The organism is Pseudoalteromonas nigrifaciens (assembly GCF_002221505.1).
GTDB lineage: Bacteria > Pseudomonadota > Gammaproteobacteria > Enterobacterales > Alteromonadaceae > Pseudoalteromonas > Pseudoalteromonas nigrifaciens.
Genome location: NZ_CP011036.1, coordinates 82,864 through 107,018, shown reverse-complemented (window position 1 = coordinate 107,018; position 24,155 = coordinate 82,864). Strand labels below are relative to the sequence as shown.

The following is a 24,155-nucleotide window of genomic DNA, read 5'->3' as shown; positions in this document are numbered from 1 at the left end:
TTGCGCGCATAATACGCAGCTATAGTAATAATTCAAGTCTAGTTTATTTAAAATATACTTTTGAGGCCATATGTCTGCTTTTTATGCAAAAAAGCAGATGATTTTATTTTTCTATCGCCGCTAAATAATGCCAAAGAGCTTTGAACAAAATATTCGCATCTATTGGTTTCGTTATTATAGCTATTCATTCCACAGGCAAGCGCTTTTTTAACATCGTCATCATGGGCATTAGCCGATAAACCTATAATAGGCAAATCTAATAAGCCTAGCTCATTACGTATTACCTTGGTTGCTTGTAAGCCGTCCATTTTGGGCATTTGAATGTCCATAAGGACAATGTCGTAACTTTTTTCAGTTAACATTTCAATTGCGGCAAAGCCATCATTAGCAATATCAGCAACACACCCTTTGGTTTTTAAAATGGCAGTGGCTACATGTTGGTTTAACGGGTTATCCTCAACTAAAAGTACTGCGCTGTTCGCAAATGATACGTTTTCTATATCCACGTCACTAAAGCTTTGCTCACTTTTCTCTACTTTAGGTAAAGGGGAGTTAAGCGGTAAACTAAAGGTAAATGTTGAACCTTGCCCTGCAGTGCTTTTTAAATCTATAGCGCCACCCATAAGCTCAACTAGCTTTTTACAAATACTGAGGCCCAACCCTGTACCGCCATATTGGCGTGACGTAGAGTTATCTGCTTGAGCAAAAGGCCTAAATAATTTCTTTTGTGCCTCTTTACTAATACCAATACCTGTATCGCTTACACTTAAATAGGTCATGGTTTTCGATTGCCAAATTTTCAGTGTAATACTCCCTTGAGCAGTAAATTTAACCGCATTATTGAGTAAATTTAGTAGCACTTGCTTTAAACGAATAGCATCGGTGTTAATCATCAAGTTTGTATTTTTATCGTAATCTAGCTTTATTTCTAACGACTTAACACTTACTTCAAATTGTATTAAGTTAATTATCTCTTCAGCCAAGCGCCCTATATCAACGGGTTCTTGCATTAAATCAAGTTTACCTGCCTCCATTTTAGAAAAGTCGAGCAAGTCATTTAATACTCTAAGTAACACCCCTAACGCACCATCAGCTTGCTCTATGTAAGTACGGGCTTGTTGCCAATCATTTTGTTGTAACGCTAAGTAGTGTAAGCCTTTAATACCATTAATTGGCGTGCGCACTTCGTGGCTCATATTCGCTAAAAACTGGCTTTTTATTTGACTCGCTTCATCAGCTTTTTGCTTTTCTTGGCGTAATGTGCGCGTTTGCCTAGCAACTTGCTCGCGTATTTGAACATTTGTGCCTGTAACAGAAATTAAAAATGCTACCAGTAACCAAACAAACAGCATCCCCACTATTTGTGCCAACCAATATATTAACCAGGAGGTTGTAACTAAGGGCTCGTGCAACTCAACCTGCCACATACGGTTACCAATGAGTAGCTGGTAGGACTTTAACAAGTCCATTGACTCGTTGTTGGCAATATAAATAGCGTGGGTATTATTGGTATTGTTAATATCTAAAAAGCTTGCTGTAACTAAGTTTTCATGATCAAAAAGCAACGACTGCGATAGTTTTTTTAAGCTCACTACCGCAACGGCAAAACCTTTAAAGTCATCTTCAGTCTCTATACTTCCAAATACAGGATGCAAAAATAACACCCCTAACTCAGCCTGATTTTGCACCAACTTAACCGGTTGGCTAATGACCATTTCGTTAAGCGTTTTTGACTTATTTAATGCCTCTTGCATAAAGTCGTTTGATGCTAAATCAAAGCCAATAGCATCTTCATTGCCTTTTAATGGGTATGCGTACCTAATTGGATAATATACATCTCGCTCAGCAACGGCTTGCCATTGGTTGGTTGGTGATTTTTCTTTTACAAAAAAATGTTCAACATCGGCTAGTTGCGTCATTTGTTGATATTCTAACAGCGCACTTTTAGGAACATACGGTACCCATTCAAACGCCAATATTTCTTCGCTGTAGCTTAACTGTTTTGCCGTAAATTGCCGAAACTCTTTAAAGTTCACATCTTCACTGCTCGAAAAAAAAGTAGCCAGTAAAGCCAAGTGTGCAGAGATTTCATCTAATTTATGAGTAATTGAGTCTTGTACAGCTAATGTTTTTATCTCTTGTTTTTGAATGTTTTTTTCTTTTTTAACACTGGCAGCACCATAAAAGCTAACACTAATAAGAATGTAAATAAGTAAAGAAGGCAGGATAACTTGTAGCCGGTATCGCATCACTGAGTAATTAAATGCAGCCAGCATCAATGGCGTAAAAATGAGCACCCCAATACTGTCGCCAATCCACCACGCAATAAAACTATCTAGCGCGGCATGTTGAGCAATTATATTATTAAAAACAAGTAAGCTGGTGCCGACACTAGCACCAATAATACAACATACAGGGCCGGCTATAATTAAGCTTTGTACACTATGTTTTAGTGACGATAAATCGAGGGGGGCTTTAATAACTTTAATTATTATTTGCGCGCCAAGCCATGCTTGAAAAACAACAGCGATAGCAATTGCAGCGGCTTGGAAAAAAACTTGCCAGTTTAATATATCAACAACATTATCAAGGTGAATTAAGCTAGTAAGTAATGCACCAACAAAAACACCTAAAAAAGACTTACGGCCCCATAACAAAAAGCTTGCTACAGCTATGCCCGCAGGGGGCCAAGATGCCACAGCGAAACCATCTATAGCAAGCAATAAATTACTAAAATAGCCTGTAATAAAGTAAGCGCAAGCTAAGCTAAAAGACAATTTAAACAAACCTTTCATCGCCTTTTGCTCCTTGCAATATTAAATGGTGTTTATTAAATGTAACTCATTATTTATAAAGTACCAATGCTTTATCTAGTTGTGCACTTTTTTCATAACTTAACTTTGCTTGCTGCATATATTGTTTTTTATTTTCATTATTTAGTGCTTTATCAAACACCCTTGCCGCTAGGTCGTAATCACCTTGCGCATTAGCAAGACAAGCCAAAGCGAGCAGTAATGAGTTATTTTGCTCATCTTTTTTAAGTCGATCTTGAATACTCGTTTGTAATTTACGGGCATTTGCCGTTGTTGCTTTACTTAATATGTTAGCTAATTGTGCATGTTGTTCTTCATGCTTAACCATTTTTATTAAGTCATTTTCAATTACGCTTAACTGCCCTGCAGCAGCCATTTGCGTTAAATAAGCGCTGTAGGCGTAGCTATGTAGCTTTTTAGGTAACTGCTTATATTTAGCTGTTACTTCATCAACAGGAAATGAGGCAAAATAGGCATTAAAAACGCGATGCCACTGCTCATTTGTTAGTACTTTTTTGCGTAAAAGACGCGGTAAAAATGCTTCTAAAGCACTAAAATGTTGTTGCTGCACTAGCACTTCGGTGTAAATTTTTAGCTCAAGTGCTGTCGCTTTTTTCGATTCTGCAATAACCCGTAGTTGCGACTCTATAGCGCTACTATTACCACTAGCTAGCCATAGTTTTGCTACTTTTAGTTGCTGCTCTGGGTTTATATCAAATAAGTACTCAAGGGCTTTGTCGGTTTGATTATTAGCTAGTGCCGCCTTAGCAAGCAGTGCTAAACGTATATCTTGATACTGATCGGGTACCTTGCTAGATAGCGCCTGCTCTATTTGTGCATAGTCGTCATTAATTACACTCCATAGCGCCTGCTCAATTGCAGCTTGCTTGCGCCCTTGGCTACGAGCAAAAAAACTATGCTTAGTATTGCGATAAATAGAGAATAAATAACGCACGAGTTTATAGGTTAAATAACTAACGACTAATACTGCGATTATTAGCACGGCAAACGAAACAATTGTGCCTTCAATTGTGGTGTTGTTAAACGAAATTAGTACATAGCCTTTTTCGTCCAATAAAAAAGGGGCTGCTGCTAACACCACAACAAGTGCAATAATTAAAATGATCAACCCTATCATTTTGCCCACTCCTTAACTTGCTGCGTGCTTTGTAAGTTTACTTTAGGGTTAAAGTTTAGCTGCTCTTTTTCTAGATTAGACAGCGACTTTAAAACCATTTTTGTAACATCATCATCTTGTTTAAAGTATTCAGCCACTAAACGTTTTGCTTCGCTTAGTGCTGCAAAGTAAACACTGGCGTGCTTGCTCAATAATGCATCTTGCGCTTGCGTTATATAAAGCTTAACTCTTTGATTTACCAGGTGTCGCTGTTGTTCACTTAATAATGGCTCTATAGCAACGCCTTCACGATGACGAATAGTAATAAAACCATCTAAAAATTGATCCCAACTATTTTTTAAGTTTTGCTGCCAATCGCTAAGATCTTCACTTAATACCTTGTCATCAATTTTTGCTACTTCTTCAGGCAGGTTCACCGCATTAAATACCAATTCATCAATATTTTTCAGCACACTACTAAGCTGTAAATAAATAGCTTCAACGGCAATTGGTTTTATGGCATCTAAGGTTTGTATATCTTGTGTAATGGCTTGGCGCACTGTAATAGTACCGGGGTGATCGCTAAGTAAAGCATCTAAACGTTTTAATACAGCGCTAGTTCCTTGATAGTCGTTTTCGGCCCACAACTTAAACTCAGCCATGCGCTGCAAGCTGGTAACTTCTTGTGGATTTAAAGACGAGCCTTGCTGCTGCGCTTGTTGTAAGGCAGCCTTTAGTTCTTGCTGGTTTTTTGTAGTACTTTCGCGCATTGCAGCTGTTACTTTTTGCTCAGACGTTAATAGTGTCTGTTGCAAATTAGCTTGAGCTAACTTAAGTGCTTGCAGCTCTTGTTGTAGTAATTTATTTTGCTCATTTAATTGATTAACAGCTAAGCTTTGCGTCTTGCTCGCGTTGAGCTTTTGATAAAACTCAAAGCCAACTCCAGAGGCAACAATTAATGAAATAATAAGTGCTAAGCTCCCAACTTTACTTACTCGTTGCTTAGTATTGTCAGCCTTATCAGTTGCTTTAAGCGTTTCGCTTTTAGCCGTAGCTTTGCCATTGTTGGCTGTTGCATTAGTCGTTTTTTGCGCTGCTTTATCTACCGTTGACGGTACTGACTGTTCGCTCATTTTGCTACCTTGCTGATTAATGCAGGTAAACATAGCGTTATCGCTAGCTCCTGCTGCAATATGTATATTAGCCGAACTTACCTGATGCTGCTGTAAATAAGCGCCTATACGCTCACTAGCTACATAAAATCGGCACTGTTGTAACCATTGTCTTTGGGGTGCAGCAAGGTTTTTAAAAATAGCATCAACCGCCGCATTACTTGTTATGACTATACCGTGTACATTCTGGCTTTGCCAGTGGTCTATCCAGTTGTTAGGCTCAGGGTCTATGGGAGTACGCTGATACACTACGCAGTTATTTAAAAAGGCACCACGCTGCTTTAGTGTTTTAGCTATATCAGGACGCCCCCCTATTCCTTTAACCAATACAATATTACAGCTATCAACATCGGCAAGCGATTTAAGCGCTAATAACCCCTCTGAGTCGTGCTGTTTAGGAACAGCCGCTCGCACGCCAAACACCTCATAAATAGTGTCGGCTGTTTGTTGGCCAACCCCATAAAATTGCGCTTTTATATTAATATCTGGCTTTAATTCACTCAGCGCCAAAACCGCATCTTGCGACACAAAAATAATTTTATCGGCATTAGTTAATGGGCTGAGCTCAATACTATCGGGGGTTAAATACTCTATTTTTAATACGGGAAATAAAGACGCTTGATAACCCGCTTGCTCAAGTTGTTGTGCAAGGGCTGCGCCTTTTCCTTGGGGACGAGTTATCAAGATATTTAACATTACGCGTCTCTATATACTTCAGCTAATATTCTGTCTGCACCTTGAGCCAATAACATTTTAGCCAGCTCAACCCCTAGTTTTTCTGCGTCATTAACGTGGCCGCTAACTTCATCACGTAAAATTTCGCTACCATCTATTGCGCCTACTAAACCACGTAAGTGCACTTGATCGCCGTTAACTAGCGCATAAGCACCAATTGGCACCTGACACCCACCTTCTAAATGGCGGTTCATTGCGCGCTCGGCATTTACCCGAATACGTGTTTCGCTGTGCTCCAGTGGAGCAAGTAATGCTTTTATTGCTTCGTCATCAGTACGACACTCAATACCTACAGCACCTTGTCCATTGGCAGGCAATGACACTTCAGGCTCAATATAAGCACGAATGCGGTCTTTCATTTCTAAACGGATCAAGCCTGCTGCTGCTAAAATAATTGCGTCGTATTGGCCTGAATCTAATTTTGCTAAGCGTGTATTTACGTTACCGCGAAGGTCATGAATTTTTAGATCTGGACGTGATGCGCGTATTTGACACTGACGACGTAAGCTTGAAGTGCCCACAATTGCACCTTGTGGCAGCTCGTCAATATTGGCAAAGTTATTTGATACAAAAGCATCACGTGGATCTTCGCGCTCACAAATAGTGTGTAGTGTTAACCCTTCTGGAAACTCTACAGGCATATCTTTCATCGAGTGCACGGCCATATCGGCCAACCCTTCTAGCATGGCTTGTTCAAGCTCTTTAACAAATAAACCTTTACCACCAATTTTAGCTAAAGGGGTATCTAAAATAATATCGCCTTGGGTCGACATAGGCACTAATTCTACTAAAATACCTGGGTGATAATGCTCTAATTGCGCCTTTACAAATTCAGCTTGCCAAAGTGCCAATGCACTTTTACGAGTAGCAATACGCACTATATTTGTTGTTTGGGTCATAAAAAATACTCACTTAATAATTGCAATTTAGCTGGCTCAATCAGCTAATATTCTAAATTCTTTTTGAGCAATTAATTGGCCTTGCTCATCAATTACATCAACCCGCCATTGGCCTATTTGCGAGTCCATTATATTCTTGGTCGAATACGTACGATAACGAGAGGATGTTATATCTAACTCAATTTCAGCCACAATATCATCCTCAAAAAACCATACATGCTTTACCTGTTGGCCTTGTAAGTTTTTTAGCTCACTAAAAAACGATAACGTCTCGTCAAATTGACTTAAACGAATATCTGCAGCAAATACATTTACCGGCTCTCGCTTGCTTACTTTACGTGTAAGCACTGCTCGGCTTATTTTATCGGTATCTATTTGCGCGCCAAGTGCCACACTCGCTAGCTGCGCTAAAGGGGCAAAGCCCTGCGTGCTAGAGAGTGCAGTATCACTAATAGCGGCAACATCTGTATCAACTAATAAATCGGTAGTAGGTACTTGCTCAATATTAACCGGCTCTGGTGAGTTGTTTTTAATCTCAGCTTGCGGGATTACGGGTAACTCTGCCGCTGCTACTTTATCAGGCTCTGCTACTTTTTGCTCTGCAACTAAATTAATAGGCGCAACTAACAACTCACTTTCACTGTTTTGTGACGCAACTGTTGCCGAGGTATTTAGCTCTACTTGCGTTGTTTGTAATGAAGTAACAGCACGCTGGCTTGTATCGTTACTTTGCGCCAACACTCTATCCTCTGGCTCATTGGGGTGTTCGTCCTGCTCGGCACTAACGGCACTGGTTAAGCCATATATAACGGCAGCAGAGGTCATGAGTAGCAGCATAGAAATACTCACAATACGACGCCAATTCCACTCGTAGGTTAGTGTAGTTACACTTTCTTGTGGTTCGCGTTTAACATTTGCTTTAATAACTATTTTTTGACTCATTTTAACCTCAGCGGCTCCATTATTAGCTTAAGCGAGCAATTAACCAATGGCGAATAGCTTGCAGTTCTTCTGCGCAAACCTGGTGAGCCATAGGGTACTCTTGCCAGCTTACATCCATGCTAAGTGCTGTTAATACTTCGAACGCACTTTTACCTGCACTAGGCGGTACTACATTATCTTGACTGCCATGCGCCATAAAAATATTTAAATCTGTGTGTAGTGCTTCATCTGCCAGCTTTTCTGGTACACACATATAGGTTGAAAGCGCCATTACACCCGCCAGCTTTTGCTCAAAACGTGGGGCTAAATGCAAAGCTACAACGCCACCTTGGGAAAAACCCGCTAAAATAATTTTATCAGCAGCAATACCATTGGCTATTTCTTGGTTAATAAGTTGCTCTACTTTAGCGGCAGAATCTCTTACACCTTGCTCATCGGCACGTTTATCTAATTCTATTGATTTAATATCATACCAAGAACGCATTTCCATGCCACCATTTATGGTGACCGGTTGCACAGGCGCGTGCGGAAAAATAAATCGCAGCCCTAGTTCATTTGGTAATTGTAACTGTGGTGCTACGGGTGCAAAACCTTCCCCCGAATCACCTAAACCGTGCAACCAAATAACGGTTGCTTTATGCTCACCTTGAGCCGGATATTCTACAAACTCTAAACTCATAACGATGATTGCCATTTAACGTCTTGGCCAGCTTGGCGAGTTGATGCCTCGTTAATAAACTGCCAAAACTCTGCGCCAGAGCGATTATCTATCCACTTATCACCACGTAATTCAAAATGATGTCCGTTAAATTTAGTCGCAACCCATACTTGGTGTAAAGGTGCTTGCTTGTTAATCACAATTTTACTGTTGTCAGGAAAAATAAGTTCTAAAATACCTTGTGCCGACTCATAATCTAAATCTGCTTCACAATCATCAACTTGTTCTTCAATTGTGAACATAAGTGCTTCGGCTAATTGGTGATATTCATGATCAGTCATGGTTAATTTCCTTTGCAGGCGAGCCGCCTAATAGTGGGTGCGTTTTTGTACAGCTAGTGTAACAGGAATAAAATCATCCGCGAATAGCTGCATTTTTTAGATATTCTGTTACTCTGCGATTATAAAGCCAGCAACACTATTAATCTAATGAAAGCGATACATACTTCACAATTTAAGCAACTATTAATAAGCACTGTACTGCTAAGCGCATTAGCTGGCTGTGGTCAAAGCGGTCCGCTCTATTTGCCAGAGCAAAAAGCAGAACAAAATAAACCTCAAGACGTAGCTAATCCAGCAACTCAAACTGAGCAAACCAATACACCTAAAAAGCAGGAGCAATAAATGGATTTTTTTAATTATAAAAACAATCAATTATTTGCTGAAGACGTAAGCATTGCAAGTATTGCTCAGCAATATGGTACGCCATGCTACGTTTATTCGCGAGCCACCTTTGAGCGCCATTATTTAGCCTTTGCTAATGCTACTAAAAATCATAAATCCCTGGTGTGCTACGCCGTTAAAGCCAACTCTAATATTGCGGTACTCAATATATTAGCGCGTTTAGGGTCGGGCTTCGACATTGTATCTAAGGGTGAACTGGCGCGAGTAATTAAAGTCGGTGGCGACGCCTCCAAAGTGGTGTTTTCGGGTGTGGCTAAAACAGCAGACGAAATAGCCTATGCATTAAAGCTCGGAATTAAATGCTTTAATGTTGAGTCGGTCTCGGAGCTAGAACGTATTTCAGAAGTGGCCTGTGAGCTAAATTTAGCAGCGCCTATTTCTATTCGCGTTAACCCCGATATAGATGCAAAAACGCATCCGTATATTTCTACCGGCTTAAAAGAAAACAAGTTTGGTATAGATATTCAAACAGCTGTGAGCGTGTATCAGCATGCCGCTTCACTGCCTGGATTAAACATTATTGGCGTTGATTGCCACATTGGCTCGCAACTCACCGAAACCAGACCTTTTCTTGAAGCACTTGATAAGCTACTAACGCTAATAGATGAATTAAAAGCGTGTAACATCGAGCTTACCCATTTAGATATAGGCGGTGGTTTAGGGGTAACTTATAATGACGAGCAACCTCCGCACCCTAGCGAATATGCAGCGCAAGTTACTGAGCGCCTAGTTAATTATCGCCACCTTGAGCTTATATTTGAACCCGGTCGCGCCATTGCTGCTAACGCAGGAGTTTTAGTTACTCAAGTTGAATTTATTAAACAAAACCAAGATAAGTACTTTGCTATTGTTGATGCAGGCATGAACGACATGCTGCGCCCAGCGCTTTATCAAGCATGGCAAAAAATCATTCCGGTATCGGTACGCGACGACGAAACCCCTACTCATAACTTTGATATTGTTGGCCCTGTTTGCGAAACTGGTGACTTTTTAGGTAAAGACCGCGAGTTAGCACTTAAACAAGGCGACTTACTGGTACAAAGAAGTGCCGGTGCTTATGGCTTTACTATGAGTTCAAATTATAACTCGCGTCCGCGTGTTGCAGAAATAATGGTAGATGGCAGTCAACACCATCTTATTCGCGAACGCGAAACCATAGAGAGCCTGTATCAAGGTGAGAAAATTTTACCTTAAACGTTTTTGTAAGTCCCTGCTCTGTGGCATGATTAGCGCAGAGCAAAACCGAATTAGAGCGCTATGTTAGTTAATTTTTCCAAAATGCACGGCTTAGGCAACGACTTTGTTGTGATTGATAATATTACACAAAACGTTTTTTTGTCGCGAGATCAAATAATAAAACTGGCCGATCGCCATTTTGGCATTGGCTTTGACCAACTGCTAATGGTTGAAGCACCATACTCCCCTGATCTCGATTTTCATTACCGTATTTTTAATGCCGATGGCACCGAAGTAGAGCAATGCGGCAATGGCGCACGTTGCTTTGCCCGCTTTGTACGTATGAAAGGCCTTACCAATAAACACAAAATTACTGTGTCTACTAAGTCGGGTAATTTAACCCTATACATAGAAAAAGACGGCCAAGTAACTGTAAATATGGGCCATCCTAATTTTGAGCCAAGTAAAATCCCACTCAAAGCAACCAAGCGCGAACTGACCTATATTATTCGTACCGAAGAGCATACTGTTTTTAGTGGCGCGGTTTCTATGGGTAACCCACATTGTGTATTAGAAGTTGACGATATTACTACCGCACAAGTTGATATTTTGGGTCCGTTACTTGAAAACCATGAGCGTTTTCCGCAGCGAGCTAATATTGGTTTTATGCAAGTTATTTCCAAAGAGCATATTAAATTACGAGTGTGGGAGCGCGGTGTAAACGAAACATTAGCATGTGGTACAGGCGCTTGTGCAGCAATGGTTATTGGGTTTATTCAAAATAAATTAATCAGCACAGTACAAGTAGACTTACCCGGTGGCAGTTTACAAATTCGCTGGAACGGTGAAGGCCACCCAGTACGTATGACCGGCCCAGCAGAGCATGTGTTTGATGGACAAGTGGCACTATGAGTGAGCTAAACGCGCAGCAAGTGGTAGATTATTTACAACACCACCCTGATTTTTTAATTCAGCACCCTGAGCTACTTGCTCAGCTTGAGCTGCAACAACAAGCTCAAGGTGCAACATCTTTGGTGCATATTCAGCAGCGGCAATTGCGCGAGCACAATACGTTGTTAAAAAATCAAATTGCCAGCATGAGCAAATACGCTGCACAAAATGAGCAAGTGTATCGCTTATTTAGCCTATGCCATCAACAGCTTTGCAGTAATAACGACTTCGATGCGCTTGCCAGTAACTTACAAGATATTATTTGTAGCAATCCAGATATTAGCGACTGTCGGTTAGTAAAGTACGACACTAAATATGCTCAACTTGTTGAGCATCGCCTGAGTAATTCAGGGCACTATTTAGGGCGTATTAATCAGCAAGAACGAGATTTGTTATTTAGCGATACGACGCAATCAACGGCTATTTATTTAATTGGTGATATTAACAAGCCAATTGCTATTTTGGCTTTTGCCAGCAACAACGCCAACCACTTTGAGCCCGCACAAGACACCCTTTTTGTACTAGACTTTGTAGTCGCTCTGCAGTCAAGGTTGCTGGAACTTGCATGAGTGACAACCCTGCGCCAAATATCAGCGACTTAAGCGATAACTGGCGCACGCCTATTACTTTATTTAGCGACTATTTAAAGTTTGAAAGGCAATACTCAGCGCACACTGTTAACCAATATGTCAGCCAACTTGGCTTTGCAGCGCTTTACTTTAGTAAGCTCTGCGACGACTGGTTTAGTGTACAGGGTGAGCATATTCGCCGTTACAGCATGGCACTGCGCTCAAAACAATTAAGTGGCCGCACTATTAGTTTAAAGCTCAGTTGTATTCGCAGTTTATATAAATTCTTAAAAGCCAAAAATATTGCTAAACAAGCGCATTACCATAACCCAGCGGTAGGCATAAAAGGGCCTAAGTTTGCTAAGCCTTTACCTAAAAATCTCGATGTAGATCAAATGGCACGCTTGCTCGAAATACCCGACGACGAACCTCTGGCCATTAGAGACAAAGCCATGATGGAGCTTATGTACTCATCAGGTTTACGTATTAGCGAGTTAGTTGGTGCCAACCTACAAGATATAAGCGCCGCAAATGGTGAAATATTAGTACGCGGTAAAGGCAATAAAGAACGCTTAATTCCGGTAGGCAGTAAAGCGCTAAACGCGCTAAAAAAATGGCTCATAATACGCCCTCAATTTGCAACCCCTGACGAAGTGGCAGTATTTTTAAGTAGCAAAAAAAATCGCATTTCGGTACGCCAAGTACGTTTAAGAATGCAAGAATGGGGCATCAAGCAAGGCATTAGCTCGCAAGTGCATCCGCACAAATTGCGCCACTCGTTTGCTTCGCATATTTTAGAGTCATCTGGGGATTTACGCGCGGTACAAGAACTGCTCGGGCACAGTAGTTTGTCGGCCACTCAAGTGTATACTCATTTAGATTTTCAGCATTTAGCCAAGGTGTACGACAACACGCACCCAAGGGCAAAAAAGCGAACCGATTAGGAAACCATAATATGATCCGCTTTAATCGTGCCATTGCACCTGTGTCGGTATTAAGCTTCGACCTAGACGATACCCTTTACGACAATCGCCCTATTATAAAAGCCGCCGTACAAGCGCAAACTGATTATTTAAATACCCTGCCGGGTTATCAACATCAGGGCTTGCAGCAATGGCTGCATTGTCGTGATTGTGCACTGCAACAGCAGCCAAAATTAATTGAAGATGTAACACAGTGGCGTTTGCAAACACTGGGCTTACTTCTTGCTAAGCAAGGCTTTAATGCCGACGACGCAAAACACTTTGCAAGTGCTGCGTACAAGGTATTTGCTCAAGCTCGCAGTAATATAACCGTGACCGATGACGTACTTAACTTACTCGATAAGCTCGCTACTCGCTTTACCCTTATAGCCATAACCAACGGCAATGCCGATGTGAGCCAGTTTAATTTAAATAATAAATTTAACTTGGTACTGCAAGCGGGTTTACATGGTAAAGCTAAACCGCACAATAACTTGTTTGATCAAGCAGCTACACATTTACAGGTGCCACACAAAGCTATTTTACACATTGGTGACAGCCTAGATAGCGACGTGCAAGGCGCTAATAATGCCGGCTGCCAATCTGTATGGTTAAATAACCAAGCTGCCAACTATACTTACAAAGGCCTTGCCGATATTGAAATAACTAACATTAATGCCTTATCACACTTAATTTAAGTGCACGTGTACTAGTTTAATATAAATCAGTAAACAGATAGGTTAGAGTTAAGTATAAAAATAATCCTAAGGACAGAAAGTGACTCTAAGTGACTACCTAGAAAAATTGGCAAATGAGCCAAAAAGCATCGAATTTACCGACACTATGGCAATTATCGATACACATTACCGCTTCACCCCTTGCGCATTTAATAATCATGGTTTACTTAGTGCTGCGAGCGAGAACAATGGTTCTTGCAAAATTTTCGCTTTTGCAAAACTAAACCAACTTAGTAAACAAAATACGCTCGATTGCTTTGGTCAGTTTTATCATCAAGATGTGCTTAACAACCCCAAAGGTAGCGATCATATGAATATTCGCACCTTTATGCTTGCTCCTGAAGTGACCCCGTTTTTAGGCGTAACCTTTACAGGCGAGCCACTTAAAGCTATTTAATCACCCTGCAAGGGTTTAATAAGCGATTTTTCCATAAAATAGCGAGTACCCGTGCGCGGATAATTATTAAGTTGATACTTAACTTGGTAACCGTGCTTTTCATAAAAAGGCTTGGCTTGAAAATCAAGCGTATCGAGCTGCCCCCTCGTTGCCCCAAGCTCAACTGCAGCCGCTTCAAGTGCGACTAATAACTTAGTCGCCAAGCCATTGCCACGTACTAACTCGCTGCACCAAAGCCAATTTATCTGCAACCAATTGCCAAATACACAGCCACTAATCCCAGCGACCAATTCCTCTTGTGCGTCTAAAAACTGATAACCAATAGACATACGCTCAGCATCAAAATGCGCGCTATTAAACGCCACTATTTTTTGACGAAGCGCCTGATTTAAGCAATCGTCATTATTTGCATATAATTGATACATTAACGCCTCTAATATTTATAAAATTAAAAATTATTAAACCAACAGCTGCTTATAAAAATGCATATTCTGTAGCGCCTAACACTAAATTTATAGCTATTTACCCACCTTCAGTAATGTTTACTTGGCAGCTTTGCTATAATCTGCTGCACACTTTTGCCAATGACTAACAGCAACCATTTATGAGCACCAAAATTCGACTCGCTAAATACATTGCCCATGCTGGTGTTTGCTCGCGTAAACAAGCCTCACGCTTAATTGACGAAGGTGCAGTGATAGTAAATAACCGCCCGGCTAATCATATTGACCATGTTGATGAGCAAGACCAAATAACAGTTAACGGGCAAATTATTAAAGGCACTGCTGAGTTAATTTATTTTGCTTATCATAAGCCTGTAGGTATTGACTGCAAGCTTGATCAGAATGACCCTGCTAGCCTTTATCACCACCTGCCTACTATTACGCGGGTTTACCCTATTGGCCGTCTTGATAAAGACTCCCGTGGCTTGCTTATATTAACCAACGATGGTGAGTTGTGTAACCAACTAATTCATCCCGACTTCCACCAGCCAAAACGTTACTTAGTTAGCGTTAATAAAAGCATTGATGCCGAGTTTTGTACAAAAATGGCCGCAGGTGTACCGGTAGATAAGCAAATAACCTTGCCCTGTAGCGTTGAAAAAATAGCAGACAAACAATTTAGTATTATTTTAAAGCAAGGGCTTAATAGGCAAATTAGAAAAATGGCACACTATTGTGGTTACAAGGTAATTGACTTGTATCGCGAGCAAATTAGCGAGCTAACCCTGCAAACGCTAAACCTTGCCCAAGGGCAATATATTGCAATTAATAAAAGCGATATTATAAAGTAAGCGCCTTTTAAAACGCTTTGGGGTTTTAAAATAAATTTAAAAGCTCACTGCAATCATTGCAATAGCTGTACTTATACCAACAAACCACATAATTGAGCGCATAATATCTAGGTTAAGGTAGTAAAAAGCACAAAATAAAACACGCGCTACAATGTGGCTCATCGCCAAGGTTTCGGTTACCGCATTAACATTATTAGTGCCTAATACCACCGCAAGTGCAACGGCAAATACTGCTAACGACTCAAAACAGTTTTGGTGTGCAGCTAAAGCGCGCGCTCCTAAACCGGTTAATTGAGTTTGTTGTTGGCGCGGATGCTTGTTGTCGTAGCCGCCCAATTTATTAAGTTCGATTACTGCGGGTATTCTTGCTAAATAAGGCATTACAACGGCCAATAAAGCACAAGCGATTAAAATAGTCATAGTACGGTTCTTTGTTATTGTTAATTATTTAAAATAACACACCCACTATAAAAAAGCCGCCAGATAAGCGCCTGACGGCTAAACAGTAACATCAAGCCAACTATAAACTAATTTACGGCAGTTAAACTGCGGCATATTGTCGCAGCTGAGCCTAAAGCACTATCGCTTTACTTTGTATACCTTGTTAACTTATCGCCCTCTATTATTTTTGTATTGTTATTATGACTTGGGTATTTTTCACTTTTTTAGCCGCTTTTATGCAGGCGTGGCGCAATGCACTAAAAAGTAAGTTAAGTAGTAATGTGAGCGTAGCTGGCGTTACTCTATCGCGTTTTATTGTTGCAGGCCCTATTGCTGCTGTGTATTTGTATGGTTTATATCAATACCAAGATACCGCTATGCCTAGTTTTAATAATGCTTTTTGGGGCTTTATTATTGGCGCAAGTATTATGCAAATTCTTGCTACTGGCTTAATGGTTAAATTATTTAAAATGAATAATTACGCTGTGGGCGCTGGGCTTGCAAAAAGTGAGGCTTTGGTTGCCGCTATTTTAGGAGTATTATTTTTTGGCTCGGCGTTAACCTTATTGGGTTGGTTGGGGGTATTTTTAGGGGCTATTGCCGTACTGCTAATGAGCGGTATAACCAGCATTAAACGCTTCGATGCCAAAACAGCTTTATTAGGGCTTGCGTGCGGTACTTGCTTTGCGCTTACTTCATTATGGGTACGTGAGGGCAGTTTAAATTCAGGGCTATTATTTCCTCACTCTGCTGCTTGGGTACTGCTTTTTGTTATTAGCTTACAAACTCTAATATTGCTGGGTTATTTATTATTAAAAGAGCCACACACCCTCAGTAAACTTTGGCAATATAAAAGCACAACTGTTGCGATTAGTATTTTTAGCTGTGTGGGCTCTATTGGCTGGTTTAGCGCCATGAGCTTGCAGCATGTTGCCTATGTAAAAACGCTTGGCCAAATAGAGGTGTTTTTTACCATACTCATTGCCGTACTGTGGCTAAAACAACCGCTTAAAAAACAAGACAGCGCCGGGTTATTACTCATTGCTGTTGCCGCTATTTTAGTCATGCTGCCCAATTAATTACTGGCAAAAAAAGCGCAGGCTTTTAATCCTGCGCTTTTTTTGATTAAACCGCGTTGAGTTTACTTTTTAATGACTTATTTTAAGTGTGATCACACCGCAAATAATCATTAAGACACCGGCAATACGGCCAAAAGTGGCGGCATCACCATAAAACAAAATGCCCACAATAAATGTGCCAGCAGCGCCAATGCCTGTCCATACCGCATAAGATGTACCCATAGGAATATCACGTTGAGCTAGCCACAACATAAAACCACTAACCACCATAAATGCAACCGCAATGCCAATACCTAACCAGCGGCTGTCACTTTGTTGCGAAATTTTTAAGCCTATTGGCCAGCCAATTTCAAGCAAGCCCGCAATTATTAAATACATCCAAGCCACTTAAAGCACTCACTCTATTAAAAATTTGCGGTATTTTAGCGAGCTAATTTATTCATTAACAGCAATAAACAAGATTAATGATAATTAACCAGCTCACACTTTAATAAGCTACCTATTTTGTAGTGATTAAAAGCTACTTTTTTGCTTATCCGCACTAACCTTTTTATCGTCGCTCACTTTTTTTAGCATTATGTCGTATAAATCTTCACGTCGATCTTTTAAGTTACGTACTGTCCCTTCGCTGTGAAGAATTTTTAATTTATCCATATCAAGGTCACTAAATAACAACATTTCGGTATTAGTGGTTGCCTCATTGAGTGTTGCATCATGTGGGAATGAAAAGTCAGACGGTGTAAGTACTGCCGATTGTGCAAACTGTACATCTAGGCTTTCTACTTCTGGTAAGTTACCAACAGAGCCTGCTATAACCACATAACATTCGTTTTCAATAGCGCGTGCTTGAGCACAATGACGTACCCGTAAATAGCTATTTTTAGTATCAGTCCAAAAAGGTACAAATAAAATTTCTAAGCCTTCTTTGGCCATAATTCTAGATAGTTCTGGAAACTCAACATCGTAACAAATTTGAATACCAACACGCCCAGCATCAGTTTCAAATACCGCTATTTTGTCGCCGCCTTGAATAACCCAGTCATTTTGCTCATGCGGGGTAATATGAATTTTACGTTGCTCATCTATTTTACCGCTGCGGTGACATAAATAACTGACGTTATAAATTTTATCCCCGTCGGCTACTGGCATTGAGCCGGTAATAATATTGGCATTGTATTCAATTGCCATACGCGACATAGCATTTTTAAAGGTTTCTGTGTACTCGGCTAAATTGCGGATCGCTTCGGTTTGATTAACTTGCTCAGTTAACCCCATTAGCGGGGCATTAAAAAACTCAGGGAATAAAATAAAGTCACTTTGATAATCAGAAACCGTATCAACAAAATACTCGACCTGCTTGAGCATTTCCTCTACCGACTCCACCTTACGCATTTGCCACTGCACCGCACCTACACGCACAATCGACTTTACTATATTAATAACGGTGTCGGTTGGTTCGTACAATATGTTATTCCACTCCAGTAATGTGGCATAACCTACTGATTCTTGATCTTCGGGTAAATACTTTTTAAGTAAGCGTTTAACTTGAAAATCGTTTGCTAGCTGAAAACTTAAGATAGGATCGTACAGCTCTTTTTGATCTACTTTAGCTATATATTCCATTGGGGTCATTTCATTACTGTGATTGTAATAACGCGGAATACGACCACCCGCTAAAATAGCGCGTAAGTTGTATTGGCGGCACAATTCTTTTCGGGCATCGTACAGCCTACGCCCAAGGCGCATACCTCTGTGCGTTTCGCTAATCGCAACATCTAAGCCATACAGTGCATCGCCAGCGGTATCACTAAATACGCGGTCATGACCATCGGCTATGTCTTCATAGGTATGGGGGTTAGAAAAGCGGGCATAGTCTACTTGCACGCTTAATGCTAAGCCTACCAGCACACCATCATCCACAATGCCTATTTGCCCTTCTGGAAACTGGTCTATTAATCTAAAAATTGTATGGCTAGGCCATGCACCACCTAAATCTGGGTATGCTTGATCCATCAAGGTTTTAATTTGTGGGTATTGCTCTTTAGTTAAATTACAAATTTCGAGATGGGTTTTTTCTACCGTCATACACAACTCCTTGAGGAATGGGGAATAAAAAAGCCGAACATACGCCCAGCTTAATAAAATAGTTGATGTGCTATTACTTAATTCATTTTTATTGTTTTAAACTACGATAAAAAAGTGTAGTTACACGCTCTTTAGGTAACCAGCTAGCGTATTCAAGGCCAAGCTCTGCCAATGGGTCGGCGTTAAGTACTTGCTCTAAGCTCGCCTTGTTTTGCATTGCTTTAAGCATAACATCTTTGGCTTTTTGCACCAGCTTACGATACACCACCAGCCCTGAACGATCGCTTAGCGGACCATGTCCTGGGATCACTTTTGTATTATCGTCAATTTGTTTCACTACGTCATCTACAGCCGCTAAAATACCATCAACACTGCCACCACTGTCTACATCTACAAACGGTAAGCTGCCAAAGTTAAAGAAAATGTCGCCCATGTGTACAATGTTAGCCTTGTTAAAAAATATGACTGCGTCACCGTCAGTATGTGCATGCTGATAATGCATTACATGAGCATGTTCGTTGTTAAAGTGCAGCTTTAAATCGTGGCTAAAACTAATCCGTGGTAAAAAATCTGACCCTTCACCATGCTCCGCTACTAAGCGCTTATGCACATTATCGTGAGCAATAACGTGGGCACCTGCTTTAGCAAAATTTTCGTTGCCTCCGGTGTGGTCGCCATGATGATGGGTGTTAATTACAAACTCAGTACTGCCGGGCTGTAAATCGCTAATCGTCTTTTTAATATCGCTTGAAAGCTTGGCAAATTGATCATCAATAATATAAATACCATCGTCGCCGACACTTACAGCAATATTGCCTCCTTGACCAAGTAACATATAAATATGCTCGCTCAGTTTTTGCGTTTTAACTACAACACTTTCATCGGCATAAGCCGCACTACTTAACAACAAGCCAGTGATTAATACGGGAAGTAATTTTTTCATTTTAGTGCTCACTTATATTTATAATTAATTATCGTCTATTTATGAAGAATAACTACACGACATAGACTCTGCCTTACCTAAAAACCAAACATACGGCTGTAAATTTAATCTCGAAAGATAAACAAGCTCTAGCTTAGTTCACTAAACAGCTACTTGCCTTTTGGCGATATTATTATTTGATGTACTAGCGCTTGTGGTAATAATGGCGTGTTTTCTGCATTAATATATTGACTAAAACCGGCACGATAAAAGTTTGATAACGGGTGCCCCGACTGCCCGCCAGGTACGGTTAAAATGGCGTTTTCTAAATGTCCTGGCTGTACAATAAAGCGCTGTGAAGCACCAAAGCTACGCCCCTGCACTGCTGGCATGTAACTATCACCAAACCCTGGCGTTTTTGGCATATTTAAAAAGCGGGCAAGTATTGGTATTTGTTTAGCAAACGGATGCTCTATAACCAGCTCGTTTACTTTGCCCCACTGCCAGCCTTGAATGTTATTACCGTATTGCGTACTGAGTTTAGCAATAGTTTGACTAAATGCCCCCTGCAGCTGCTGCTCCCAAGTTGAAAATTGTGGATTGAGCCAACTGCTTGGTTGCGCGTTAATAAGCTGCCAAACTGCCGGTTCTAAGTCACGCCTTACGTAGCTCAACGTGCCATTTTTCTCACTTAAGCTTTGCTGCAACGTACTAAAGGTAATATTAATCACTTCATCGCGATAATGCTTTACCAAGGTATAACCTACTGAGCTTGCACACGCGCACTGCTGCCAGTTTTCAACAGCGCTAATATACGCGGCGTTATTACCTTCATCGGCTTTGAGTTGCTTGAGCAATAAAGCGTGCCAAGGAATTAAAAATCGTGCTTGGTTATCAAGCTGTAATTGATAAAAATCATCTTCAACAAATTTTTGTTTTTCAAACAAGCGGTCGCGCACTTGTGTTGCACGCGCGCCAAGTGAATAGCCGCCGTTACCAAAGCGCTCGTTATCCTGAGCACTTACCACCCGTGAGTTTGCAGTCCATATTCGTCCACTTACTGGGTTTTTAACCACGGGGCGCTGCGCTTCATTTTGCAACCAAAGCGGCGAGTAATCAGTACTTTTCACACTAAGCTCGCTGGGTTTTTTACGCCCAGGAATCCCCCCCATTAACTTCCATGCGGCACTGCCTTGGCTATCAACTACAATTAAATTTTGTACCGGAATACCTACATCGCTGGCTATAGCAAGGGCATCATCAACTTCGGTAGCCTGTTCGAGCTGTAATAATTGCATATTAACCGCATAACTTTGATGCGCCGCCCAGCTCAGTGCATAAGCTTGCCCGTTAATATATTTTACCGGGCCATATTCGCTCAGGGTAAGTGTGTAAGTTTCGGCTTCATTATTAGGTAATGCAATTTGCTCATCTACTTGCCACGTTTTATTGTTACTTGTAAGCGCAACCCAATCCGCGGTATCAATATAACCATTGGTAAACCCCCATGCGATATGATTATTAGTGCCCACTACAATAGCTGGCGCCCCCGGTAACGATACGCCCGTAACTTGGGTTTTTACATTGTTATGTACATAATTTAGTTGCGCTTTGTACCAAATAACAGGCACTGCCATTGCTAAGTGCATGTCATCGGAGAGCATAGCAGATCCGGTTGTAGTTAATGCGCCGGTAACTGCCCAGTTATTACTGCCGCGCTCTTGGCTTGCTGCAAAAGAATTAAATGCATACATTGCTGGTGTTGATGATTGCACAGTGGATGATTGCTGCGTTTGTTGCTTGAGTATTGGTAGTTTAGGTATGCCTGCGCTGTAAGGTGCTAGTTGGCTGCCATCAAGCGCAGCTTGGTATTGACTAGGTTGCGTTAAAAACTTGAGCATATGTTTGCCGTATTGCTGCTCAATTTGAATTAATGCTTGGTCGCGCTCAAAGGTGGCACTTTGTAAATCAAGATACATACTAAAAATTATTAATAGGCTATCTTCGCTTTGCCATGGCCTTTGCTGTGCACCAGTGAGCAAATATTCAAAGCTTGAGTAACCTATTTGCGCTAACCCTTCGTTAACCCCTTGAGCGTAGCTTTTAAGTAATTGCTTATCCGACTCAGGAAGATTTTTTAAAATAACTTGGCTGCGTTTACGCAATTGATGAAAACGCATTTTTTTATCTAGTGCTAGCGCCGCCTTACCAAAAATTTCGCTCAACTCACCAGCGGCATTACGCCTCAGTAAGTCCATTTGAAAAAATCGGTCTTGCCCATGCGCATACCCCAAACCATAAGCGGCATCGTTGTGGCTTTGTGCTTTGATAACAGCTTGACCAAGTACGTCGCGCGAAATAATGACCGGCTCATTAATCGCTTCGCTATGACCTTTGCCGTCAAGCGCTGGTAAACTCAAACTAAGTACACCATAAACAACCGCAGTACCGGCCAGCCCTAAAACCACTACTAACAGCAGCAAGCGCTTGATTACTTTAAACATCCAGCTATCCTTTAAAAATTCTAATAAAGTATTATTAACATATATTTACTATCCTTCTATTAAAAAGTCATATTCTGCGGCGCAAAGGATGAAATAAACCTCAAAATCCACGATAATAGCTAATCCACATATTGTGCAGCCCTAGTTGAGATGAGTATGACTGATAAAACATTTATAAAAGGTAAAGACCGCGATTTAGAATCGTCGATCTCTACTATGCAAAATAAGCTAAAAGCCCTTAATATTAATATTGAGGAAGCGTTATGGCTTAACCCTGTAGCTAACTGTTATTCGGTACATATTCGTGACCAAGACTGTGGCGTAATGTTTACCAATGGTAAAGGCGCAAACGACAAAGCATCGTTAGCTTCGGCATTAGGTGAATACTTTGAACGCTTAAGCTGTAACTACTTTTTTGCTGACTTTTATTTAGGTGAAGAATTTGCCCATGCAGAGTTTACCCATTACCCAACCGAAAAGTGGTTTACAGTAACAAACGATGAAGTGCCTGAGGGCATTATGGATGAAAGCTTATGGGACTACTTTGACCCAGAGCGCGAACTTAATGCATCGCACCTTTTCGATTTTAACTCTGGTAATGTTAAGCGTGGTATTTGTACTGTGCCATACACCCGCCAAAGCGATAACCAAGATGTGTATATTCCGGTTAACGTTATTGGTAATATTTTTGTATCTAACGGTATGAGTGCCGGCAATACTAAATTTGAAGCACGGGTACAAGGCTTATCCGAAGTATTTGAACGCGCTATAAAAAGCCGCATTATTACTGAGGGCTTGTGTCTGCCTATCGTGCCTGAAGAAGTAGTTAAGCTGTACCCTAAAATTCATGAAGCGTGTGAAGAGTTACGCAGCCATGGTTTTCACTTACGTATTGCCGATGCCTCTCTAGGCGGTAAATACCCAGTAATGAGCGTTACCCTTATTCACCCAGCTGATGGCTCTGTATTTGCTTCTTTTGGTGCTCACCCATCGTTTGAAGTGGCACTTGAGCGTACCGTAACAGAACTATTACAAGGTCGTCGTTTAGATCAACTTGATGTGTTCCAACCTGCTACTTTTGATAATGATGAAGTTGCCTCTCCTGAAAACACTGAGCTGCACTTTATTGATTCTAGTGGCTTAATTTCTCATGACTTTTTCCGCGCAAAAGCCGACTTTGACTTTGTGCATTGGGACTTTAGCGGCACAACTGAGCAAGAATATAACTTTTGTACCGACTTAATTCATAGCATGGGGCATGATATTTACATCATGGATTACACCCACTTAAACGTATATGCATGTCGTATTCTAGTCCCTGGTATGTCAGACATTTACCCAGTTGATGAACTAATTTGGCGTAACAACAATGAAGGCGCTAAGTTCCGCGAAACATTTTTATCACTTGATCAGTACGACGTTGAGCAATGGATGGAAATTTATGACTCACTAGAGGAAGCGGGTCATAGCGATATCATTCGCGTTGCCGAGTTTATTGGTTTAGTAACCAACCCTGATACATCTTGGGATACACTGCGTATTGGTGAACTAAAAGCGCACCTTTGCCTAGCCGCAGGTAACGAAGAAGCCATTGATTGGGTTGACTGGATATTACATACCGGGCAAGTAAACGAAGATGCAATGCGTCACTTTCGCTGTTTAAAAGCTATTTTAGAAATAAAATACGATGACGAACGCGAATATGCAGACTATCAAGATGCATTAGGCTTAATGTTTGGTACTGCCAATGTAACGCTCGCAATTGAAATAGCCGAAGGCCGTAAATTATTTAACGGTTTAACCTTCCCAGGCTTATCGCTTACTGGCTTTACAAAGCATGCTGCATTACTCGATGGTTATCGCAAGCTCCATGTAGCTAAACAGCAGCATTGGGCACGCGAGGTTAGCGACTCGTAATTTAGTTAAACTATTAATTATAAAAATAAAATGGCGCATAAT

22 protein-coding genes and 1 pseudogene are annotated in these 24,155 nt (G+C 40.9%); 10 read left to right on the top strand and 13 right to left on the bottom strand.

The window, feature by feature from the left end:
- Positions 1-103 precede the first annotated feature (103 nt).
- The 7 genes and pseudogenes from PNIG_RS00525 to cyaY form a co-directional block, all read right to left on the bottom strand.
- A pseudogene (locus tag PNIG_RS00525) lies at positions 104-2,795 on the bottom strand (CHASE domain-containing protein).
- 49 nt (positions 2,796-2,844) lie between these two features.
- A complete protein-coding gene (locus tag PNIG_RS00520; RefSeq protein ID WP_089367553.1) occupies positions 2,845-3,951 on the bottom strand; it encodes a heme biosynthesis HemY N-terminal domain-containing protein in 1,107 nt (368 codons plus the stop codon).
- On the bottom strand, positions 3,948-5,798 hold the full coding sequence (locus PNIG_RS00515) for a uroporphyrinogen-III C-methyltransferase (RefSeq protein WP_089367552.1): 1,851 nt from the start codon (positions 5,796-5,798) through the stop codon (positions 3,948-3,950). Before PNIG_RS00515 ends, PNIG_RS00520 begins: the two co-directional genes overlap by 4 nt.
- The gene (hemC, locus tag PNIG_RS00510) at positions 5,798-6,736 is read right to left on the bottom strand and encodes a hydroxymethylbilane synthase (RefSeq protein WP_011326825.1); all 939 of its coding nucleotides are present in this window, start codon (positions 6,734-6,736) and stop codon (positions 5,798-5,800) included. The genes PNIG_RS00515 and hemC overlap by 1 nt, the downstream gene beginning before the upstream one ends.
- Positions 6,737-6,772: 36 nt before the next feature.
- Positions 6,773-7,678 carry a DUF2914 domain-containing protein gene (locus tag PNIG_RS00505; RefSeq protein WP_089367551.1) on the bottom strand — a complete coding sequence of 302 codons (906 nt, stop codon included), beginning with the start codon at positions 7,676-7,678 and terminating at the stop codon, positions 6,773-6,775.
- Positions 7,679-7,700: 22 nt separating this feature from the next.
- Entirely contained in the window at positions 7,701-8,357 is a 657-nt protein-coding gene (locus PNIG_RS00500) for an alpha/beta hydrolase (RefSeq protein WP_041454309.1), read from the bottom strand.
- The gene (cyaY, locus tag PNIG_RS00495) at positions 8,354-8,677 is read right to left on the bottom strand and encodes an iron donor protein CyaY (RefSeq protein ID WP_011326822.1); all 324 of its coding nucleotides are present in this window, start codon (positions 8,675-8,677) and stop codon (positions 8,354-8,356) included. Before cyaY ends, PNIG_RS00500 begins: the two co-directional genes overlap by 4 nt.
- 147 nt (positions 8,678-8,824) lie before the next feature.
- Here cyaY and lptM point away from each other — a divergent pair, with 147 nt between their 5' ends.
- The 7 genes from lptM to PNIG_RS00460 all read left to right on the top strand — a co-directional run bounded on the left by lptM (position 8,825) and on the right by PNIG_RS00460 (position 13,871).
- Positions 8,825-9,019, top strand: coding sequence for an LPS translocon maturation chaperone LptM (gene lptM, locus PNIG_RS00490; RefSeq protein ID WP_011326821.1), 195 nt, complete (start codon positions 8,825-8,827; stop codon positions 9,017-9,019).
- Positions 9,020-10,273: a diaminopimelate decarboxylase gene (gene lysA / locus PNIG_RS00485; RefSeq protein ID WP_089367550.1), complete on the top strand. Its 1,254-nt coding sequence runs from the start codon at positions 9,020-9,022 to the stop codon at positions 10,271-10,273.
- Between the two features lie 63 nt (positions 10,274-10,336).
- Complete coding sequence (gene dapF, locus PNIG_RS00480; RefSeq protein ID WP_011326819.1) at positions 10,337-11,167, top strand: diaminopimelate epimerase; 831 nt, start codon at positions 10,337-10,339, stop codon at positions 11,165-11,167.
- A complete protein-coding gene (locus PNIG_RS00475; protein WP_089367549.1) occupies positions 11,164-11,775 on the top strand; it encodes a DUF484 family protein in 612 nt (203 codons plus the stop codon). Before dapF ends, PNIG_RS00475 begins: the two co-directional genes overlap by 4 nt.
- Positions 11,772-12,719 carry a tyrosine recombinase XerC gene (locus tag PNIG_RS00470; protein WP_086997027.1) on the top strand — a complete coding sequence of 316 codons (948 nt, stop codon included), beginning with the start codon at positions 11,772-11,774 and terminating at the stop codon, positions 12,717-12,719. The genes PNIG_RS00475 and PNIG_RS00470 overlap by 4 nt, the downstream gene beginning before the upstream one ends.
- An 11-nt stretch (positions 12,720-12,730) precedes the next feature.
- Positions 12,731-13,435: an HAD-IA family hydrolase gene (locus PNIG_RS00465; protein WP_011326816.1), complete on the top strand. Its 705-nt coding sequence runs from the start codon at positions 12,731-12,733 to the stop codon at positions 13,433-13,435.
- A gap of 79 nt (positions 13,436-13,514) precedes the next feature.
- On the top strand, positions 13,515-13,871 hold the full coding sequence (locus PNIG_RS00460; RefSeq protein WP_011326815.1) for a HopJ type III effector protein: 357 nt from the start codon (positions 13,515-13,517) through the stop codon (positions 13,869-13,871).
- Here PNIG_RS00460 and PNIG_RS00455 read toward each other — a convergent pair.
- Positions 13,868-14,296 (bottom strand): GNAT family N-acetyltransferase, encoded by a 429-nt coding sequence (locus PNIG_RS00455; protein WP_089367548.1) that lies wholly within the window; start codon positions 14,294-14,296, stop codon positions 13,868-13,870. The genes PNIG_RS00460 and PNIG_RS00455 overlap by 4 nt on opposite strands.
- Positions 14,297-14,475: 179 nt before the next feature.
- Here PNIG_RS00455 and PNIG_RS00445 point away from each other — a divergent pair, with 179 nt between their 5' ends.
- On the top strand, positions 14,476-15,165 hold the full coding sequence (locus PNIG_RS00445; RefSeq protein WP_011326812.1) for a pseudouridine synthase: 690 nt from the start codon (positions 14,476-14,478) through the stop codon (positions 15,163-15,165).
- A 36-nt stretch (positions 15,166-15,201) separates the two neighbouring features.
- Here the strand turns inward: PNIG_RS00445 and PNIG_RS00440 are convergent, their stop codons facing one another.
- Positions 15,202-15,585, bottom strand: a complete 384-nt coding sequence (locus PNIG_RS00440) for an MAPEG family protein (RefSeq protein WP_086997040.1) — start codon at positions 15,583-15,585, stop codon at positions 15,202-15,204.
- A gap of 221 nt (positions 15,586-15,806) precedes the next feature.
- Between PNIG_RS00440 and PNIG_RS00435 the strand changes: the two genes are divergently transcribed.
- Positions 15,807-16,685 (top strand): DMT family transporter, encoded by an 879-nt coding sequence (locus PNIG_RS00435; protein WP_172459218.1) that lies wholly within the window; start codon positions 15,807-15,809, stop codon positions 16,683-16,685.
- A gap of 69 nt (positions 16,686-16,754) precedes the next feature.
- On the opposite strand, the gene PNIG_RS00430 is transcribed toward PNIG_RS00435, so the two are convergent.
- The 4 genes from PNIG_RS00430 to PNIG_RS00415 form a co-directional block, all read right to left on the bottom strand.
- Complete coding sequence (locus tag PNIG_RS00430; protein WP_041454308.1) at positions 16,755-17,072, bottom strand: DMT family transporter; 318 nt, start codon at positions 17,070-17,072, stop codon at positions 16,755-16,757.
- Between the two features lie 126 nt (positions 17,073-17,198).
- Positions 17,199-18,770 carry a bifunctional GNAT family N-acetyltransferase/carbon-nitrogen hydrolase family protein gene (locus PNIG_RS00425; protein WP_011326808.1) on the bottom strand — a complete coding sequence of 524 codons (1,572 nt, stop codon included), beginning with the start codon at positions 18,768-18,770 and terminating at the stop codon, positions 17,199-17,201.
- A gap of 88 nt (positions 18,771-18,858) precedes the next feature.
- On the bottom strand, positions 18,859-19,713 hold the full coding sequence (locus PNIG_RS00420) for an MBL fold metallo-hydrolase (RefSeq protein WP_089367546.1): 855 nt from the start codon (positions 19,711-19,713) through the stop codon (positions 18,859-18,861).
- A 149-nt stretch (positions 19,714-19,862) separates the two neighbouring features.
- Entirely contained in the window at positions 19,863-22,196 is a 2,334-nt protein-coding gene (locus tag PNIG_RS00415) for a penicillin acylase family protein (RefSeq protein ID WP_089367545.1), read from the bottom strand.
- Between the two features lie 156 nt (positions 22,197-22,352).
- Between PNIG_RS00415 and ycaO the strand changes: the two genes are divergently transcribed.
- Positions 22,353-24,113: a 30S ribosomal protein S12 methylthiotransferase accessory factor YcaO gene (gene ycaO, locus PNIG_RS00410; RefSeq protein ID WP_089367544.1), complete on the top strand. Its 1,761-nt coding sequence runs from the start codon at positions 22,353-22,355 to the stop codon at positions 24,111-24,113.
- Positions 24,114-24,155: the final 42 nt, after the last annotated feature.

Excerpts from the sequence above, each read along its gene's own strand:
- PNIG_RS00470 (WP_086997027.1), top strand. The coding sequence starts at position 11,772 with ATGAGTGACAACCCTGCGCCAAATATCAGCGACTTAAGCGATAACTGG.
- PNIG_RS00420 (WP_089367546.1), bottom strand. The coding sequence starts at position 19,713 with ATGAAAAAATTACTTCCCGTATTAATCACTGGCTTGTTGTTAAGTAGT.
- PNIG_RS00435 (WP_172459218.1), top strand. The coding sequence starts at position 15,807 with ATGACTTGGGTATTTTTCACTTTTTTAGCCGCTTTTATGCAGGCGTGG.
- PNIG_RS00425 (WP_011326808.1), bottom strand. The coding sequence starts at position 18,770 with ATGACGGTAGAAAAAACCCATCTCGAAATTTGTAATTTAACTAAAGAG.
- PNIG_RS00520 (WP_089367553.1), bottom strand. The coding sequence starts at position 3,951 with ATGATAGGGTTGATCATTTTAATTATTGCACTTGTTGTGGTGTTAGCA.
- ycaO (WP_089367544.1), top strand. The coding sequence starts at position 22,353 with ATGACTGATAAAACATTTATAAAAGGTAAAGACCGCGATTTAGAATCG.
- dapF (WP_011326819.1), top strand. The coding sequence starts at position 10,337 with ATGTTAGTTAATTTTTCCAAAATGCACGGCTTAGGCAACGACTTTGTT.
- cyaY (WP_011326822.1), bottom strand. The coding sequence starts at position 8,677 with ATGACTGATCATGAATATCACCAATTAGCCGAAGCACTTATGTTCACA.
- PNIG_RS00455 (WP_089367548.1), bottom strand. The coding sequence starts at position 14,296 with ATGTATCAATTATATGCAAATAATGACGATTGCTTAAATCAGGCGCTT.
- lysA (WP_089367550.1), top strand. The coding sequence starts at position 9,020 with ATGGATTTTTTTAATTATAAAAACAATCAATTATTTGCTGAAGACGTA.
- PNIG_RS00445 (WP_011326812.1), top strand. The coding sequence starts at position 14,476 with ATGAGCACCAAAATTCGACTCGCTAAATACATTGCCCATGCTGGTGTT.
- hemC (WP_011326825.1), bottom strand. The coding sequence starts at position 6,736 with ATGACCCAAACAACAAATATAGTGCGTATTGCTACTCGTAAAAGTGCA.
- PNIG_RS00475 (WP_089367549.1), top strand. The coding sequence starts at position 11,164 with ATGAGTGAGCTAAACGCGCAGCAAGTGGTAGATTATTTACAACACCAC.
- PNIG_RS00505 (WP_089367551.1), bottom strand. The coding sequence starts at position 7,678 with ATGAGTCAAAAAATAGTTATTAAAGCAAATGTTAAACGCGAACCACAA.
- PNIG_RS00500 (WP_041454309.1), bottom strand. The coding sequence starts at position 8,357 with ATGAGTTTAGAGTTTGTAGAATATCCGGCTCAAGGTGAGCATAAAGCA.
- PNIG_RS00415 (WP_089367545.1), bottom strand. The coding sequence starts at position 22,196 with ATGTTTAAAGTAATCAAGCGCTTGCTGCTGTTAGTAGTGGTTTTAGGG.
- PNIG_RS00515 (WP_089367552.1), bottom strand. The coding sequence starts at position 5,798 with ATGTTAAATATCTTGATAACTCGTCCCCAAGGAAAAGGCGCAGCCCTT.
- PNIG_RS00440 (WP_086997040.1), bottom strand. The coding sequence starts at position 15,585 with ATGACTATTTTAATCGCTTGTGCTTTATTGGCCGTTGTAATGCCTTAT.
- PNIG_RS00465 (WP_011326816.1), top strand. The coding sequence starts at position 12,731 with ATGATCCGCTTTAATCGTGCCATTGCACCTGTGTCGGTATTAAGCTTC.
- lptM (WP_011326821.1), top strand. The coding sequence starts at position 8,825 with ATGAAAGCGATACATACTTCACAATTTAAGCAACTATTAATAAGCACT.